At 69.3% G+C, this 17,410-nt stretch carries 12 protein-coding genes and 2 pseudogenes; 1 reads left to right on the top strand and 13 read right to left on the bottom strand.

Annotation, left to right across the window (positions count from 1 at the left end):
- Nucleotides 1-89: 89 nt before the first annotated feature.
- Nucleotides 90-2,234, top strand: a complete 2,145-nt coding sequence (locus BMG523DRAFT_RS11760; RefSeq protein ID WP_023841232.1) for a SpoIIE family protein phosphatase — start codon at nucleotides 90-92, stop codon at nucleotides 2,232-2,234.
- A gap of 108 nt (nucleotides 2,235-2,342) precedes the next feature.
- Here the strand turns inward: BMG523DRAFT_RS11760 and BMG523DRAFT_RS11755 are convergent, their stop codons facing one another.
- The 13 genes and pseudogenes from BMG523DRAFT_RS11755 to BMG523DRAFT_RS11710 all read right to left on the bottom strand — a co-directional run bounded on the left by BMG523DRAFT_RS11755 (nucleotide 2,343) and on the right by BMG523DRAFT_RS11710 (nucleotide 17,362).
- Nucleotides 2,343-3,386 carry a S1C family serine protease gene (locus BMG523DRAFT_RS11755; protein WP_043591170.1) on the bottom strand — a complete coding sequence of 348 codons (1,044 nt, stop codon included), beginning with the start codon at nucleotides 3,384-3,386 and terminating at the stop codon, nucleotides 2,343-2,345.
- Between the two features lie 139 nt (nucleotides 3,387-3,525).
- Entirely contained in the window at nucleotides 3,526-4,617 is a 1,092-nt protein-coding gene (locus BMG523DRAFT_RS11750; RefSeq protein WP_011436418.1) for an enolase C-terminal domain-like protein, read from the bottom strand.
- Between the two features lie 352 nt (nucleotides 4,618-4,969).
- Nucleotides 4,970-5,371 carry a hypothetical protein gene (locus BMG523DRAFT_RS25910; RefSeq protein ID WP_051623852.1) on the bottom strand — a complete coding sequence of 134 codons (402 nt, stop codon included), beginning with the start codon at nucleotides 5,369-5,371 and terminating at the stop codon, nucleotides 4,970-4,972.
- A gap of 123 nt (nucleotides 5,372-5,494) precedes the next feature.
- Nucleotides 5,495-5,701 (bottom strand): hypothetical protein, encoded by a 207-nt coding sequence (locus BMG523DRAFT_RS24470; RefSeq protein WP_023841235.1) that lies wholly within the window; start codon nucleotides 5,699-5,701, stop codon nucleotides 5,495-5,497.
- Between the two features lie 179 nt (nucleotides 5,702-5,880).
- Nucleotides 5,881-6,939: an SDR family oxidoreductase gene (locus tag BMG523DRAFT_RS11740; RefSeq protein ID WP_043591181.1), complete on the bottom strand. Its 1,059-nt coding sequence runs from the start codon at nucleotides 6,937-6,939 to the stop codon at nucleotides 5,881-5,883.
- A 43-nt stretch (nucleotides 6,940-6,982) separates the two neighbouring features.
- Nucleotides 6,983-10,078 (bottom strand): FAD-binding and (Fe-S)-binding domain-containing protein, encoded by a 3,096-nt coding sequence (locus BMG523DRAFT_RS11735; RefSeq protein ID WP_023841237.1) that lies wholly within the window; start codon nucleotides 10,076-10,078, stop codon nucleotides 6,983-6,985.
- Between the two features lie 230 nt (nucleotides 10,079-10,308).
- Nucleotides 10,309-10,566 (bottom strand): hypothetical protein, encoded by a 258-nt coding sequence (locus BMG523DRAFT_RS26450; protein WP_023841238.1) that lies wholly within the window; start codon nucleotides 10,564-10,566, stop codon nucleotides 10,309-10,311.
- 67 nt (nucleotides 10,567-10,633) lie between these two features.
- Nucleotides 10,634-10,828: pseudogene (locus BMG523DRAFT_RS27340) on the bottom strand (hypothetical protein); the annotation flags it as partial.
- Nucleotides 10,829-10,868: 40 nt separating this feature from the next.
- Entirely contained in the window at nucleotides 10,869-11,480 is a 612-nt protein-coding gene (locus BMG523DRAFT_RS11725; RefSeq protein ID WP_035732345.1) for a wax ester/triacylglycerol synthase domain-containing protein, read from the bottom strand.
- Between the two features lie 332 nt (nucleotides 11,481-11,812).
- Nucleotides 11,813-13,069 (bottom strand): DUF2254 domain-containing protein, encoded by a 1,257-nt coding sequence (locus BMG523DRAFT_RS11720; RefSeq protein WP_235463099.1) that lies wholly within the window; start codon nucleotides 13,067-13,069, stop codon nucleotides 11,813-11,815.
- A 133-nt stretch (nucleotides 13,070-13,202) separates the two neighbouring features.
- Nucleotides 13,203-13,331 (bottom strand): annotated as a pseudogene (locus BMG523DRAFT_RS23040) (response regulator); the annotation flags it as partial.
- Between the two features lie 158 nt (nucleotides 13,332-13,489).
- A complete protein-coding gene (locus tag BMG523DRAFT_RS27100; protein ID WP_023841241.1) occupies nucleotides 13,490-16,270 on the bottom strand; it encodes a type I polyketide synthase in 2,781 nt (926 codons plus the stop codon).
- Nucleotides 16,271-16,294: 24 nt separating this feature from the next.
- Nucleotides 16,295-17,362 (bottom strand): OzmP, encoded by a 1,068-nt coding sequence (locus BMG523DRAFT_RS11710; protein ID WP_198030999.1) that lies wholly within the window; start codon nucleotides 17,360-17,362, stop codon nucleotides 16,295-16,297.
- Between the last annotated feature and the right edge of the window lie 48 nt (nucleotides 17,363-17,410).

Genomic DNA, 17,410 nt, shown 5'->3' with positions numbered 1-17,410 from the left:
TTTGATCCTAAGTTCCTGGGTATTAGACCAGGAGATGATCATTCCACACAGGGGGATGTGATTTAATGACGTCTGAGCCGAGGAGAACCTTGTCGGACGTTTCGTCGGACTACGCACTGGATGCCGGTTTCGATTCGCTACTGGGCACGCAACTGATCGATTTCAGTCCGACGGCGATGGTAATTATCGATCCGGATCTGCGGGTGCGACGGAGCAACCGGTCCTTTCGGGAAATATACGGCCTGTCTCCCGAGCAACTGGCGGGAACATCCATCCCCGAGCTGCTGCCGGATATGGACCCGCGGGTGTGGAAGCTTGCCCGGTGGGTCCTGGCCAGCGGTGAATCAGTTGAAGACACGGAGATCATCGGCAGGAGCGTGGCTTTCCCGCAGGAGGAACGCACCTGGCGCTTTTCGCACTTTCCGCTCCGGGACCGTGAGGGGGTGCCCGCGGCGGTTGGCGTGACGCTGGTCGATGTGACGGATCAGCGCCGTGCCGAGCGGAAGCATGCGGAAGCAGAGCGGCGACTGCGGCTGCTCACCCGGGCGAGCACACTCGTCGGGCGATCCCTGGAACTGGACGCCACACTGGCGAGTATAGCCGATTTTATGGTACCGGAATTCGCCGACACCTGCAGCGTGTACCTGCTCGACGAACCCCTTGACACAGACGCCCGACCGGAGCTGTTGGAATTGCGGCGCGCCATAAAAACACGCGTTTCCGGTCCGCCCCTGCAAAGTTGCGACATCCCGTTCTCAGCCGCCGGAGAGATCCTTTACTGCCACCGAAACTCTCCGATCTACCAAGCCTTTGCGTCGGGTCGCCCGTTTCACCACGCGGCCGACGATGAATCGTTGATCAGCGGATATCAGACTCCTGGATTCCTCGACTACTTCCGGCGGCTGCTGCTGCGTTGGGGGATCGCGGTGCCCCTGCTGGTGGGGCGCTACTTTCATGGGGTCATGGTTGTACATGTCGGCGTTTCCGGGCGTACCTACACCGACGACGACGTCGAGATGGCCGCCAACCTTGGTGGACGTATCTCAGCCGCCATCGCCAATGCCCGCGCGTACGCTCGCGAGCGGGAGGTTTCTGTCACGCTGCAGCGCAGCCTGCTTGCACCCGACATCCCGGCCGTGGCCGGAATGGACATCGCCTGGCGGTACGAGCCGGGCTCCCTTCCCGGCCGGTCGCCCTGCGCCGAGCCGGGTCCGCCGATCGACGCCGAGGTGGGCGGGGACTGGTTCGACCTCATCCCGCTCTCGGCGGGTCGGGTAGCTCTCGTCATCGGAGACGTGGCCGGCCGCGGTGTGACCGCCGCCGCCGTCATGGGTCAACTCCGCACCGCCAGCCGGGCGTTCGCCTCACTCGATCTGCCCGCCGACGACGTACTCACCCACCTGGACAACCTTGCCCAGACCATCGGGGCAGGGCCTGACGGTGCCTTGGCGAGCTGCGTCTACGCGATCTTTGAGCCCACCACCGCGACGATAGTCCTCGCCAACGCCGGCCACCCCCCTCCCGCCCTGCGTGATCCCGATGGCCGGGTCCGCCTCCTGACCGGCGGGGGCGGCGCGTTTCTCGGTATCGGCGGGCAAGTTTTCGTCCAGACCTGCTACCCGTTCCCCGTCGGGGCGACGCTCGCGCTCTACACCGACGGCCTCGTCGAGTCACGCGATATCGATATCTTCCAGGGAATCGGCCGGCTACAGCACGCTCTCGCGGACGCCGGCACCGCGGACGCCACCGCCGACCGGCTGATGCGCCTGGTCGATCAGGCCAATCGAGACGACGACGTGGCGCTCCTGCTCGTCCGGGCCGCCGCGGCCATCAACACTCGCACCCTTACCATCCCTCTCACCCTCGACCTCAGGGCCGTCGGACAGGCTCGCCACGCCGTCAACGCCGCGCTGCGTCGCTGGCAGCAGCCCGAAACCATCGAGACCGCGGAACTACTGGTGAGCGAGATCGTCACCAATGCGATCCGCTATTCCCGAGTCCCCGGCGAACTCGTGCTCCGCAGCGTCCCGACGGCCCTCTACATCGAGGTCTCCGACAGCGACAGTCACCTCCCCCGTGTCCTCCACCCCAACGAGCAGGAAGAACACGGTCGTGGCCTGATCCTCGTCGATGCACTCGCTGCCCGGTGGGGCACCCGCCCTACCCACTCCGGCAAGACGGTCTGGTGCCAACTCGACACCGGCACTGACACCGGCCCGGAAATCTTCACCTAGATCTCGTCCACGAACCCGCTGTCCCCAGGCGCGTGACGGCGCGTCGATGCATCCTCGGAAGCCCCGGGCCGAGCCCCGAGGTGGGACGCCGCATCGGCGGCGAAGCTCTCAGCCGGGCCGGTCGGACACCCTGACCTGCACTGTGTGGTCCCTGCCGTCTCGGTGGACGCCTAGCGTCACCATGTCACCCGGGGATACCTCGCGCAGCCTGGCGGAGAACTCCCCGGCGGAGGCGACCGACTTGCCGTTAAAGCTACGGATGACATCACCGGGTAGAACACCTGCCTTGCCCGCGGGCCCGCCGCGCACGACGGCCAGCACGAGCGCCCCGGCACGCACGTCCAGTCCGAGCCGCTCAGCGATCGCCGAGGTGAGGGTGGCGAGCTGGACGCCAACGAAGGCGTGCTTCACGGTCCCGGTGCGCAGCAACTGCTCAACGGCGTCAACCGCGGTCGCGGACGGTATCGCGAAGCCCAGCGACGAGGCTCCGGTCGACGGTGGGATGTAGGCCTCGTTGATGCCCACGACCCGGCCCTGGCTGTCCAGCAGCGCCCCGCCGGAGTTACCGGGCGAGATCGCCGCATCGGTCTGGATAAGGTCCACCAGCGGCCGCCCCTGCCCACCCTGCTGACCGGATACGGGCAGGTTCCGGTTCACGCCGGAGATGATCCCGGCGGTGACGCTGTTCTCGAATCCCAGCGGGCTGCCGATCGCCACCGCCAACTCGCCCACCTGGGGCAGATCCTTACGGAACGTCGCGGCGGGTAGGCCGGTCCGGTTCACCTTCACCACGGCGATGTCGCTGATCTCATCGGCGGCCTGTACCCGACCGGCCACCCGGCGGCCGTCGGCGAAGGCCACCTCGGCCTTTCCACCGGATACCTGGGCAATCACATGCTGGTTGGTGACGATGACACCGTCGGCGCGGTAGACGATGCCGCTGCCCAGCTCGTTCCCGACCAGGATGGTGACAACGGACGGCTCGACGTCGGAGACGATGCCCGCAACGGCGCCGAGCCCGGCTCTGTCCGCGGCGGCGGCCCGGTCCGCCGTCGGCGAGCCGGGCCCGCCGCCAGTACCGCAGCCGGTGGCGCCCACCAGCATCGCGGCAGCGGCGACGATCCCACTGATCCAGCCGGTCAACCGGCTCACGCTCCTGCCATACCCGCCAGAAGCTCCTGCCATACCCATCAGAACAGCCCGAACGCACAGCGGGCGGGGCCGGCGCACACAGCCCAGCGCATCGACCCGTCCGGCCCGGTGCTGTGGTCCGCCTCGCCGTACGCCGCGGTCATCGGACCCGGAACCGTTCGGCGTCCCGCTGCCGCACCGACAGGCCCAGGCCGCACCGCGACCGATCCGGGACCAGCGTCCCGTCCGGCCGCGCATCGAGGACCCCGTCGAACAGCAGATGTTCGACCCGGACGTGGTCGTGGAAGTACTCGAGGTGCCGCAGATGCCACACCGCGGTGCAGGCGTGCACGCTGACCTGCGGCGCACAGTGGGCGGACAGGTCGATCCCCCGCGCGTCGCACAGCGCCGCCGCCCGCAGGAACCCGCTGATGCCGCCGCAGCGGGTGACGTCCACCTGCAGGCAGTCGACAGCACCCGCGGCCAGCATCCGTTCCAGACCGGACAACGTGTAGCCGTACTCGCCGGCCGCGATGTCCATCCCCGCCGGGCCGCGGTCCCGCAGCAGCCGCAACCCCTCCAGGTCGTCGGAGCTGACCGGCTCCTCGAACCAGCGCACATCCTGCTCCGCGAAGATCTCCGCCAGCATCAACGCCTGCTTGCGGCTGTACGCCCCGTTCGCGTCCACATAGAGCTCGACGTCGGATCCGACTGCCCGCCGGGCCACAGCCACCCGCTTCCGGTCCTCCGCCGGGTCCCGGCCGACCTTCATCTTCACCCGCGGGATACCCGCCGCCGCCCAACCCGACAACTGATCGCAGAGCTGGCTGTCCGGATAGGACGTGAAGCCGCCACTGCCGTAGATCGGGACCCGGTCGTGCACCGCGTCCAGCGCCACCACCAGCGGGACACCGAGCAGCCGCGCCTTGAGATCCCACAGCGCTATGTCCACCGCCGAGATCGCCTCTGCGGCCATGCCGGGACGGCCGATGTTCCGCACCGCCGCCTGCATCGCCGACCAGCAGGCACCGACCCGCAACGCGTCCCGGCCAGTCACCACCGCCGCCAACTTTCCCGCGACGACATCCGCGGCAGCGAGATGGCAGTAGGTGTAGCCCAGACCGGCCTGGCCGCCGGTCCGGACCGTCACCACCACCAGGGTGACGGAACCCCACTCCAGCGTCCCGTCCGACTCGGGCTGCTCGGTCGGCACCAGGTAGGCGGCGACCTCCACGCTCTCAACCGCTGGCATGCCTGCTGTCTCCCCGAAACCGCGGCCCGCCACGCCTACCCGGTCGCCCAGGCTGCTGCCCCGGGACGGGGTGGGCGAGGTTGGCTTCCGTGGCCACGGAAGATCCGCCAGGCTCGCGGGGCTGGGCGGCCCTCCGGCACGAAATCCTCCTCCGAACGTTCACCTTGGCTGGCGAAGCCAGGAGACAACCTCGGCCCCCGCGACCCGCCGGTCACCTCAAGGCACCGGCGGCAGCCGCACCAGCCTTCGGCGGGACCGAGTCACCAGGGCGGTGCCGGCTCTGCCGGCGAGCGCCCAGGCGGTACTGCGAGACTTGCAGGCCAGTCTGATCAGCCAGATCCGGACAGGCTGGCTATGGCTGGCGGCAGCGCCGATGCTGGGCGGCTGCGCCCTCGGTCTGGCCGGGGCCGTCGCCCGCACCCCGCGCGGCCCGTCCCCTCGCCGCGGAGACCTCCTGCAGGGTTGGCTGCTCGGCCGCGAACGCTGACGCCGCGAACGCCGACGCCACCACGGAGTCGGCCAAGGCCAGCCGGCGGTGCCCGGGAACGGCCGCGGCGAAAGCGAGCATGCTCGCGGCATGCAGGCAGTCCGCAGCGACGCCAAGCCGGCCCGGCGGTAGCAGGCTCTGGACGAGATGGCGGGCTCCCAGCACCCGCACGGCTGCCGGCCGGGCGCGGCTGGAGGAGTGGCCGCCCGCGGCCCGCAGAACCAGCCCGGGCTGCGCCACCAGCAGGATCCCCCACCCGGTCCGCATGGCCCTGAGCGCCGCCCACCCGGTCCGACCGATCCGCCACATTGTTGGTCCCGCACATTGTTGGTCCCGCGGCTGGTTCCAGGCCGCGGGACACCGCCTCGGTTGCCACGATCCGTACCGTGGTCAGGTCCCCTGTTCGGACCGCTCCCGCTGCTCGTGGCCTTCGGCTTCCCTCTCGTGGGCCTGAGCCTGAGCCCGGGCCTCTTCCGCCTCGCGCTGCTCCCGGCCCTTCTCCTCCTGCTGCTGCCCCTCCTGCCGCAGCCCTTCGCTGCCGGTCACATCGGCTGCCGCTTTCTTGATCTTGCCTTTCGCCTCTTCGAATGCGCCCATGAGTGAGTGTTCCCTCCTGACTGACTTTTTTGGCAATCTTGGTGCCACCTACGGCGGCCGATCTGCACGGGCCGCCAAGGTAAGCGTTCCCACCTGGGCGGACGTTCTCCCCTACCGCTGGGATTCGTCAGGCAACCGAAAGATCAACAGGCTGGCCCGGCGCGCCCGTCGCCGGCCCCCTACCGGTGCCGGGGCATCCGGTCGGCCCCGACTCCCATGCCGGCCCCGACTCCCATGCCGGCCGCGGTGACCACGGCGGCCGCGGTGACCACGGCGGCGAGCACCCCGCGGCGGTGCTGGCTGAGCCAGAGTTCCGGGCTGTGGGCGTGGGCGCGGTCGTCGAAATCGCCGTGCGCGCCGTGGTCGCCGGGCACCGGGTAGAAGATGTTCTCGCCGAGCATCGGGTTGTGGTCGTCGGGTGCCTGCTGGCTGGCGTAGCCGGTGCGGGCGAGGTAGCGGTCCAGCAGGGCGGGCGCGATCCGGTTGCCAAGGATGGTGGCGACGGTGGAGACGCCGACCCACATGCTGCGCCGTGGGTGCTCGGCCGCGTGGACCACCGCACGCGCGCCCACCTCGGGCTGGTAGATCGGCGGGACGGGCCGCGGGTGGNGACGCAGCCGGGAGCACACCCAGTTGAACTGGACGGTGTTGAGCGCGGGCATGTGTACCATCACAACCCGCACGTTGCTGCCGTCGTGCAGCAGTTCGGTCAGCACCGACTCGGTGAAGCCGACGATGGCGTGCTTGGCGCCGCAGTAGGCCGACTGCAACGGGATACCGCGGAAGGCGAGGGCGGAACCCACCTGGATGATCACCCCGTGGTCACGTGCCATCATGTGCCGCAGCGCCGCACGGGTTCCGTTGACATGGCCCAGGTAGGTGGTGACTGTGGCGCGTTCGAACTCCTCCGGGGTGATCTGGGGAAAGGGAGCGAAGACGCTGGCCATCGCGTTGTTGACCCAGACGTCGACCGGCCCCAGCTCCGCGCGCGCCCGCTCGGCGGCCTCCTGCACGCCCGCGGCGTCGGCGACGTCCGCGGGCAGCGCGAGGCCGCGCCGGCCCGCCGCCGCCACGTCCGCTACCGCACCGGCCAGACCATCCTCGCCACGGGCCAGGACACCCACGTCGTAGCCGCGGCGCGCGAACTGCCGGACGATCGCCCGACCGAGCCCCGCCGAACCCCCGGTGACCACCACCACTCCGCGCCGGCCGCCCGGCTGGTCAGCTGATCTCCGCATCATCCCTCCGTCCAGTGCCGCGATACGTCCAGTGCCGGGATATTCAGTGGTCACGGATCCGCTGTCCCGCGGCGCGGGCGGCCAGGCCGCCTGCGGCCGCCGCGGCAACGCCGAGACCGGGCAATACCGCCAGCGACGCGGCCCGTGGCGACGAGGGCCGCTCGACAGCCTGCTCCGGCCGGGCTGCCGGCACGTCGCCGAACCGGGCCATGGCCACCACTTCGGCGAGATGGACGGCCTGCCGCCCACCGGCCTCGCCCTGCTCGATCTGTGTGCGGCAGCTGAAGCCGTCCGCCAAGACCAAGGCGCCGTCGGGCGCGTCGCGCAGGGCGGGAAACAGCACCCGCTCCCCGCAGGCCTGTGACACGTCGTAGTGGCCCCGCTCGAAGCCGAAGTTGCCCGCGAGTCCGCAGCAGCCCGAGTCCAGCACCCGCGGGTCCATCCCCATCTCGCGCATCAGCGCGGTGTCCGCGTTGAAACCCAGCACCGCGTGCTGGTGGCAGTGGGTCTGGACCATCGCGGGCCGGCCCAGCGACGGAGGTTGCCAGCCGGGCGTTCGGTCGTACAGCAGCTCGGCGAAGGTCAGGGTCTGCTGGCGCAGCCGGGAGACGTCGGGGTCGCGCGGGAACAGTTCCTCGGCGTCTGAGCGGAAGACCGCCGTACAGCTCGGTTCGAGCCCGACGATCGGCGTCCCGGCCCGCAGGTACGGATGCAGCAGCCGGGTCGTGCGCCGCAGCACCCGCTGCGCGGTGGCCAGCTGGCCCGTGGAGATCCAGGTCAGGCCGCAGCACACCGTCCCGCCGGGCGTCACGACCCGCCAGCCGGCGTCCTCCAACACCTCGATCGCCGCCTGCCCGATGTGCGGGTGGAAGCGGTTGGTAAAGGTGTCCGGCCAGAGCACCACCTCGCCCCGCCGGCCGGATCCTCGCGGCCCGCGCCGGGCGTACCAGGCCTGCAGGGACTCGGACGCGAACGGCGGGATGGCCCGTGCCCGGGCCACCCCGCCGGCGAGCTTCACCAGGTCGGTGAGCCCGGGCGCGGTCGCGAGCGCGTTCACCGTCCGGGGCGCCAGGGAAGCGAGCCTGGCGGCCAGCGGCAGCCATCCCATCGAGTAATGAGCCAGCGGCCGGATGCGCCCCGCATAGTGGTGGGCCAGAAACTCGGCCTTGTAGGTGGCCATGTCCACGTTCACCGGGCAGTCGCTCTTGCAGCCCTTGCAGGCCAGGCACAGGTCGAGCGCGTCGCGCACCGCTGTCGAGCGCCAGCCGTCGCGGATCGGCGAGTCCGGGTGGCCCGCCAGCATCTCGAACAGCAGCCGGGCTCGGCCCCGAGTCGAATGCTCCTCCTCCCGGGTGACCATGTAGGACGGGCACATCACACCGCCGCCCTCGCGGCGGCAGCGGCCGACCCCGACGCAGCGCAGCACCGCCCGGCTGAAACTGCCCCCGTCATGTGGGTAGCGGAAGAAGGTCTCCGTCTCGGCGGGTTCCCAGTCCGCGCCCAGCCGCAGTTTGTCGTCAATCGGATAGGGAGCCACGACCTTGCCGGGGTTCATCCGGTTCCCCGGATCGAAAATCGCCTTGAACTGACCGAACGCGCGGACGATGTCCGCGCCGAACATCTTCGGCAGCAGCTCGCCGCGCTGCTGGCCGTCGCCGTGCTCCCCGGACAGCGACCCACCATAGGAGGCGACCAGGTCCGCGGCCCGTTCCAAGAACTCCCGATAGCTGCCCACCCCAGAGGCGGTGACCAGGTCGAACGGGATCCGGCTGTGCACGCAGCCCTGCCCGAAATGGCCGTAGAGCGACGCCTCGGAGAACCCGAACTCGCCGTACAGCTTGCGTAGGTCGCGCAGGTAGTCGCCGAGCCGGTCCGGGCTGACCGCGCTGTCCTCGAACCCGGGCCAGGTATCCGGCAGGCCCGGCACCCGGGTAGTCGCGCCCAGTCCCGCCTCCCGCACCTCCCACAGCTCGGCCTCCCGGGCCGGGTCGTCGAAGAACGACGCCACCGGCGGATGCGGCGAGGAGCACAGGTCGTCCAGCATCGCCCGGGCCTTGCGGTCGGCCTCCTCGGTTGTCTGGCCGCCGAACTGCACGAGCAGCCAGCCGGCCGATCCCTCGGGCAGCAGCGCCAACGCCTCCGGGTACAGGTGCTTCTCCCGCTCGAAGTGGATCAGCCTGTCGTCCAGGCCCTCCAACGCGATCGGGTCGTGCGGCAGCACCCGCCGTACCGCGTCCCCGGCCGCGGCGATGTCCGGGTAGCCGAGCACGACCAGCGACTGTGCCGGCACCACCGGCACCAGTTCCAGCTCGGCCCGCAGCACCGTGACCAACGTCGACTCGCTGCCGACCAAGGCCCGCGCGACATGGAAGTGCTTTTCTGGCAGCAGGCTGTCCAGGTTGTAGCCGGACACCCGCCGCGGCACCTCCGGATAGCACCGCCGGATCTCGGCCAGATAGTGGTCCCGCAGCTCCCGCACCTGCCGGTACACCTGCGCCCGACGGCCTCCCGCACGCACGGTCTCGACATACTCATCGTCGGATGTCTCCCCCACCCACATCCGGGTCCCGTCATACAGCAGCACCTCCAGGCGGGCGATGTTGTCCACCACCTTGCCGGCCCGCTGTGCCGTCGACCCGCACGAGTTGTTCCCGATCATCCCGCCGAGGGTGCAGTGGTTGTGCGTGGCCGGCTCCGGCCCGAACCGCAGCCCATGCGGCGACAGCAGGTCGTTGAGATGGTCCAGTACAACGCCCGGCTCCACCACGCACCGCCGGCCATCCGGATCCACCGACAACAGCCCGGTGCAGTACTTCGACCAGTCAATCATCACCGCCGCGTTCGTCGACTCCCCCGCCAGGCTCGTCCCCCCACCCCGCGACAGCACCGGCGCGTCATGCTCCCGGCACACCGCGACCGCCTCGGCACCCGCCTCCACCGACCTCGGTACCACCACCCCGATCGGCACCTGCCGGAAATTGGACGCGTCCGTCGAATACGCCCCCCGGGTGCCGGCGTCGAACCGCACCTCACCATCCACCCGCGCCGCCAGATCCCGCTCCAACGCCGCCGCGCTCACACCACCAGAACGCATCGCCCGGACCCGCCGTACCGGGTCAGGAAGCCGGACCGCGGTCATATCGGCCGCCCCGCGCCCATTCCCGCGCCAGGCCTGATCCCCAGGTCGATCGGGAAGTCGCGCATACCCACCCCTCTCCTGCGAGCGTCCCGCACCGACTCTCCGTCAGGCACTCTCCGTCAGGCACTCTCCGTCAGGCACTCGACAGGCCACCGCCTCGGCCATTCCCGCACCGGCGACCGGCCAACCATCCGCCCCCACCCACGGCCGCTCCCGGCTACACGCCGTCCTTACGGGTCACCGGCATCGCCCGGGCGACGCCAGCCGCGGCCAGCCCACTCGATCGAGATTGGGCGCCCCTGGTAGCCGGCCGAGGCGGACCCCGTCCCAGGGGCGCGCGCCGGGGCGCTCACCTCGCGACGCAGCTGGTCCAGCCCGGCGGACAGCCGCCCGGCCAGGTCCGCCGTCGGCGGCACAAGGCTGGGATCCGTCGTCACCGAGAGGCAGAGTTCGTCCTGCCAGCCGAGTGCCCCCACCGCAAGCGGCACGCCTTCGGCGAGGGGGGACCAGCGGGTAGGTGTCGAGCAGTGGCAGGCCGACGAACTCCCGCGGGCCCGCCGCGCCTGGAAGGTTCGATACGATCATTCCAATATGCCGACCCTGATAGACGCTGCGAGCCGCGGGTCCGCGCAGCGGCGCCGGCAGGGCACCTATCACCCGCAGGGCCGCGCCGGCCGCGAGGATCCGCCCCGGGCGCCGCGCCCGCCGGCCACCGGCGGTAATCGCCCGCAACCGCCAGGACACTGGCATCGGGTCGAGCGGCAGGTCAAGCTGCACCGCCGTGGTCGCGTTACCCAGGTCGTCGCCGATGGCGGTGCCTGTCGTGCGCAGAGAGATCGGCGTGATGGCACGGACCGCCGCACCGCACGGCTGGCCCTGCTCGGCCAGCAGCTGGGCCAGCCTGTGCCACCATGGCGAGCAGGACGTCGGTCACGCGGGCGTTCGCGGCCCGCGCGACTGCCCGAACCTCGGGCAGTCGCAGCCGCACCATCCGCACCCGGCGAGCCGGTCCCGATCGCCCAGACCAGGGGAAGGGGGGCGCGGCTCCGTCCAGCCCGAGCCGCACCATGCCGGTGGTCACGGCCGCCCATCGCGCGGGCGCGGGCGAGGCGGACAGCGAATCCGGCCGCACGGCTCCGGGCTGCCGGGTCACCTCGCGGACATGCCAGGACAGGTCGATACTCCGGGCCAGTTCCCATCTGTAGCCGGACAACGGCCCCGGCGACACGACTCGTCGCAACATCGGGGGAATATCCGCCAGGCGCCGAGCGACATGGGCGCGGATGTCGGCGAGCGTGGGCGAGGAGCTGCCGGGGAGGAGTCTCAGAACCGCGACGCCCCCGACCTGCTGCGGGCTGCGGGGGCCTTCCACCTCGAGGAAGAAGGCATCGGTCGCGGGCATTCGGCGCCGTTCCCGCGGCTGGCTGTATCCCGGCCCCTCCGGACGAGCTCGCGCCCCCGCCCCGCCGGGGCCTGCAACTCACCTTCCTGATCATGATGGCTCCCATGGTGGCCGCCGGCCTCGTCGGTCTCCGGGCGCTACGCACCTATCCCCGAGACGTCACCACAGCCGCGCAGTACGAGGACCGCCACCACTGACCGCGGCAACCGCCAAGCATCCCCGATCGCACACCTCATCCATCAGCACACCCATCGGCGACGTTCACCGGCGGTGAGAAGGTGACGTCTGGGCAGTCACGGGAGGGGATGCAACGGGACATCTAGCCGTCCCGGTCAGCCTTTCCTGGCGGCGAGGCGGCGCTCCAAGCGGGTGACGCGGCAAGCGATGCGCGCCCGGTGCTCAGGCCGAGCCTGCTCGTACACGTCGCGCAGCATGAGGCGCAGCCGGGAGAGCACCCGTGGGGAGTCCTGCGCCCACCGGCTAATGTCGTCCACGCCGATCCGCAGGTAGTCCTCGAGATCGGGTTCCGGCACCACGAGCCGCGGCTGGCCGTCCCGGTCAGTATGGGCCCGGGGCGTCAGGTGCCGCGTGACAAGCCGGCGTAGCAGATCATGCACCTGATCGACCGCCGCCACCGCGGTCGTATGGTCGTTCATGGCTGGTGACAGGGCGCGTTCCGCGATATCGGCCAGCTGCCGGAAGCCGAACGCAATGTCCTGCTCCATGCTCCGCTCGATCTCGATATCCACCGCGTCAATCACGGCCTGCCGGTCGAGGTCTCCGCGGAGGCCGTCGGCGGGGCCATCGTGCACGGTGAACAGCGGCATCCCGGCAGCAACGAAATCACCGATCTTTGGCACGAGCACAACCAGACAATTAGCCTGCGAGGCAGCCCGAACCACCGGTCGGTCTCGCACCACGGCGATAATACCGTTCCGCGGGGCGCTTATGATCTTATATCTTGGGCTGCGCGCGCCCGTCGGCAGAGGTACCGAGGATACGGAGCCGACGCCATCGAAGCGGCGAGCGATGCATCGGCGGGTCTGCGTGCCGATCGAGGCCAAGATCTGCGACACCCGGACCGCATTGGTCACGTGGTGGATATAAGCGATGAAGAGCACAACGCTGATGAGTACCAGCAGAACCGACAGAGTGACAGCCGTCCGCGGCACAAACGACCGGGCCGTGTCCGCGCCGCGGACCGAGCGCAGGACCGCCAGCGCATAGACGAAAGTCGCAACGAAGACACCCAGTGCCAGTTGGGTGAGGCGATCCTGAAGGAAGGTCCGCAGCACCCGAGGCGAGAACTGGCCACTGGTCAGCTGCAGCGTCACGATCGTGATCGAGAACACCAGCGCGGTAAACGAGATCATGGAGGAGGCGACCGCGGACAACACGGATCGTGCACCGTCCGGCCCGCCGCTGAACAGGAACGGCAGCGCGGCGGACAGCCCCCGCTCATCCAGCCAGGGAACCGAAACGGCAAGACCAACCGCCAAGGCGGTACACAGGGCCGGAATCGTCCAGAAGCTGGTCCACAGCCGGCGCGCGCGGGACCGCCACATGCCTTGTTGCCGCGCGGACAGCATGGCCAGGAGATGCCCGTCAGCTGCCCGGCTGACCCGCAGGTGAGGCGCGCGTCGCGGCCGTCCCGAAGGACCACCCCCTCCGCGCAACGGATCTCCAGGGGGCCGACGGTCAGCGCCCGCGGCTCACCAGGCCCGGCAGGTCCCCTGAGGTACGCAGGCGACGGCACACCTCCAAACCATCCATGCCCGGCAACATCAGGTCGAGCAGAACGGCGTCCACCGGATGCGCGGCAACCTCCACCAGGGCCGCCTCGCCCGTAGCCGGCTATCGTCGCCCCGCCCAAGCCGTTACCATCGACCTTCCCACCCAGCAGATGAGCCACCCTTGCGGGTGCGGGTTGGCTCTCGGGATGCCGAGACACGACACGTCGAACGACACCGGCGGCCTGTCCCGGAGGCATCCGCGCCACGGACCGCCGGCTACCCCGTCAGGGTGCCTGGGCCGGTGCCGGGCAGGTCCTGCGATGCCGCCAGCTTTTCCACGTAGGCGCGGATAGTCGGATGATCGGTGAAGACCGAGGCCCGGACGTCCTGCTCCAGCTCGGCACCCAGCCGTGCCGCGATCTCGATCAGATTCAGCGAGTCCAGCCCCAGCGTGAAGAGGTTCTGATCCGGGTCCACCTGTGCCGCATCGTCCAGTCCGAGCATTTCCGCGACCTGATGTTGGATGAAATCGATGACAAGTGCGGGTCTCTCGGCGTCCCGTGCCGTCTCCACTCGGTCGCGCAGCGTCCCCTCCGCCGGCGCGGGGCCGGCATCGGTTCCTCCGGCAGTCGCCGGAAACGCGTGCTCGTCCGCCTCGACCCAGTAGCGCCTGCGCTGGAACGGGTAGGTCGGCAGGGGCACGCGCCGATGTCCCTGGCCAGCATGCAACGCCGACCAGTCGAGGCTGACGCCGCTTGTCCACAGGCGCCCCGCGGTCGCCAGCCACACGTGTCGGGCGTCGTCGTCGGGACGGGTGCCAGCGTCGGGACGGGTGCCGCGCGGGTCCATCTCCAATGGCACAACCTTCCGCCCGGATGATGTCTCGCGCCGACCGTCGAGCAGGAGGGCGAGACGTTCCTCGGCGTCGGGAGTCTCGTCACGCGGCCCGACCCAGCCCGCCGACGGCACCGGCGCACCCACGTCCAGCCAACCGTTGACTGCCGCGGACCACACGGGGTACCGGGGGGCCGCTGGCGTGAGGTTGCCGGCCGGCTCGCCGTGCGCCTGCGCCCAGGCCAGCCCGAGCGCGGACTCGAGGGGGAAGATCCCGGCGAGGCAGGCGGCGACCAGATCGCCCGAGCCGAACCCCACCAGCGCGCTCGGACGCACACCACATGCCGTCCAGAGCTCGGCGAGAGCGTACTGCCCGACGAAGGCGGCGACGGCGTCGCCATGCCGCGCACGCAACAACGACGCCGGGTCGGGTGTCCGCGGCCTCACCCCGAGAGTCTTGAGGGCCACCGCGCACCGGTCGACCGCGTCGCGGAACACAGCGACGTCGCGGTATACGGCGGCGTCGCGGTACAGGCCGGCGAGAGGGGTGTCGTCGCCGTTCTCCATAAGACGGTGCGCGAAAACGAAGACTACGTCGGCCTCGCCGTCGGCAACCTGCCCGGTGGACACGCGGTCGGGCTCCCCGAGCGCGAGCGTCAGTGCGGCGTCGTGGACGTCCCGGCACACCAGCGCCCGTCGGTACGCACGTGCCCGGCGTCCCACCGCGAGCGTGTACGCCACGTCGGCGAGGTCGAGCGTCTCGCGGTGCACGCGCAGATGACGCGCCAGATTCTCCGTTGCCTCCTCGAGCGCCGCGACCGAGCCGGCAGAGATCATCAGCAACTGCCAGCCGTCCGAAGGCGGCACCCCGGGCTCGCGTTCGCGGGGCGGCGGCTCCTCAAGAATCACATGGGCGTTCGTGCCGCCAATGCCGAACGAGCTCACGCCGGCACGTCGCGGGGCTGTGCCCGATGCCGGCCACTCCTGGGACTCCGTGGCGACGCGGAAGGGATTGGCGTCGAAGTCGATGTCGGGATTGGGTTTTTCGAAGTGCAGGCTCGGCACGATCCGCCGGTGTCGCAGCATCAGCGAGGTTTTGATCAGTCCGGCGATCCCGGAGGCCGCGTCCAGGTGGCCGATGTTGGTCTTGACCGAACCGATGGCGCACCGGGCGCCTGCCCCTGTCTGCCGCAGGAACACGTCCTGCCGCAGGAACACGTCGGTCAGGGCGGCGAGCTCGACCGGGTCCCCGAGCGGGGTGCCGGTACCGTGGGCCTCGACATAGGTGATCGTCTCGGCGGCGCAACCGGCAAGAGCCTGAGCCTCGGCGATCACGGCGGCCTGGCCCTGCACGCTGGGAGCCGTGTAGCCGGTCTTCGCGCCGCCGTCGTTGTTGACCGCGCTTCCCTTGATGACCGCGTGAATCCAGTCGCCGTCGGCGAGCGCGTCGGCCAACCGCTTCAGGACCACGATGCCGACACCGCTGCCGAGGATCGTGCCCTGCGCTCGGGCGTCGAAAGCCCGGCACCGGCCGTCCGGCGACAGGATCATTCCCTCCTGGAAAAGGTAGCCCTCGGCCTGTGGCACCTTGATATGGGCCGCTCCGGCCAACGCAAGATCGCACTCTCCGCCCAGCAGGCTCAGGCAGGCCAGATTGACGGCCACCAGCGAAGTGGAGCAGGCGGTGTTCACGTTCACCGCCGGGCCCCGCAGGTTCAGCTTGTAGGCCACGCGCGTCGCCAGGAAGTCCTTGTCGTTGCCTATCATCAGCCGGTAACGTTCCAGCGTCGACCCGTGGCGGAAACGGCCGGAGAGGTTGCGTAGAAGGTAGGTGTTCAGCCCGGCGCCGGCATAGATACCGATCGGTCCGGGGCAGGTGTCCGGGTTGTAACCGGCGTTCTCAAGCGCCGTGAGCGCGCATTCGAGGAAGTGCCGTTGCTGTGGGTCCAGGAGCTCCGCCTCCTCGCTCGTGATCCCGAAGACCTCGGCGTCGAACATCTCGATGTCGGCCAGTATCTGCCCGGCCCGCACATAGCGCGGGTCCGCCACGAGTGCGGGGCCGACGCCGGCTGCCAGCAGTTCGGCCTCGGTGAAGAAGGTGGTGGTCTCACGCCCGTCACACAGATTCTGCCAGAATTCCTCGACGGTATCGGCCCCGGGAAAACGGCACGCCATCCCGATAATAGCGATGTCGGAATCCCGGACGTCGTCTGGTCGTTCCATCGTCTCCCCCTTCAGCGCAGACTCTCAGTCGAGTCGGATGCCCATGTCCGCGGCCACGGTACGCAGGTCGAGGAAACTACGGGCGACATACCGGGCGGCGTCCTCGCCGGCATCAAGCTGCTTGAACACCTCGACGAGGGCCTCCTCGTGCGCGCCGGGGTCCCCCTCCCCTGCCGCGATCTCGAACACGATCGCCCTGAGTCGGTCCTCGACCTCGGCCACATCGACCGATCGGGGGAACTTGACACTGTAGGTGGACCGGTCGTAGTCCTTGTTTCGGTTGACCGCCCGCACATAACTCGACGCGTTCAGCTTGTAGAACATACAGCCCCAATTCCTGAACGAGTAGTAGTTGAGTAGCGGAAAAAGCGTGCAGTGGGTCTCGAATGGCGAGGATTCGTAAATTCCTTTCGCCTTCAGCTCCGCGACGATCCGGTCGGGGTCGTATTCGTCGCGTAGGGCGACGAAGGGAAAGACAATCTTCGGCAGCTCACGCTCGTCGGCGAACAGTAGTTCCTCCAGCCCGCCCGAGAAGAACTCGCCGGTCCGGTCCCGGCCGAAGATCTGGTAGAAGTTCTTAACGATCTTCCGGACGTTCGACTCCATCGTGAGCGTCTGTTGCGGGTCCGCGCACAGGATGATGTAGGGGATGTTGTTCCGCCACGCGTGCAGGATTGCCCGGATGACAAAGAATGACCGGCACGAGACACAGGGAAGTTTCTCGTCCAGGTACTTACCCGGCCGCTCCGGGACCGGTCGGTTGAACACCTCCCTCATCATGTCCTTTATCTTGTCGGACCGGTCGGTGACGAAGGTGGCCGGGATCCTCTCCTGGGCAAGCCGCATGTTCGCTGCGGCATGGCTGCTCTCGAAGGGAATTTCGAAGGTGTAGGAGACGACTCTTTTATGGTACTCGTTCACGAACTTGTCCAGCATGTACGTGCTGTCCTTGCCACCGCTGTACATCAGCAGGCAGTCGTAGGGACCACGCTCGTTCGGCCCGCTGTTCGCGAACTCCTCGTAGGTTCTGGACACGTAGGTGAAGTTCTCGAACATCTCGACCGCGACGTCGAGGCTACACAGGTTGCACACGCCATCATTGTCAAGTGATATTCCCGGATGACCAGCGTTCAGTGAACA

The organism is Frankia sp. BMG5.23 (assembly GCF_000685765.2).
In the GTDB taxonomy this organism is placed as follows: Bacteria; Actinomycetota; Actinomycetes; order Frankiales; family Frankiaceae; genus Frankia; species Frankia casuarinae.
The sequence above is the reverse complement of the archived record's forward strand: the minus strand, read 5'-3'. Positions and strand labels throughout refer to the sequence as shown.

Coding starts and splice junctions, on each gene's coding strand:
- BMG523DRAFT_RS24470 (WP_023841235.1), bottom strand. CDS start 5,701: ATGGGCGCATTCGAAGAGGCGAAAGGCAAGATCAAGAAAGCGGCAGCC.
- BMG523DRAFT_RS11735 (WP_023841237.1), bottom strand. CDS start 10,078: ATGACCGCGGTCCGGCTTCCTGACCCGGTACGGCGGGTCCGGGCGATG.
- BMG523DRAFT_RS11725 (WP_035732345.1), bottom strand. CDS start 11,480: ATGCCCGCGACCGATGCCTTCTTCCTCGAGGTGGAAGGCCCCCGCAGC.
- BMG523DRAFT_RS11750 (WP_011436418.1), bottom strand. CDS start 4,617: ATGCCAGCGGTTGAGAGCGTGGAGGTCGCCGCCTACCTGGTGCCGACC.
- BMG523DRAFT_RS25910 (WP_051623852.1), bottom strand. CDS start 5,371: ATGCGGACCGGGTGGGGGATCCTGCTGGTGGCGCAGCCCGGGCTGGTT.
- BMG523DRAFT_RS11720 (WP_235463099.1), bottom strand. CDS start 13,069: ATGCTGTCCGCGCGGCAACAAGGCATGTGGCGGTCCCGCGCGCGCCGG.
- BMG523DRAFT_RS27100 (WP_023841241.1), bottom strand. CDS start 16,270: ATGGAACGACCAGACGACGTCCGGGATTCCGACATCGCTATTATCGGG.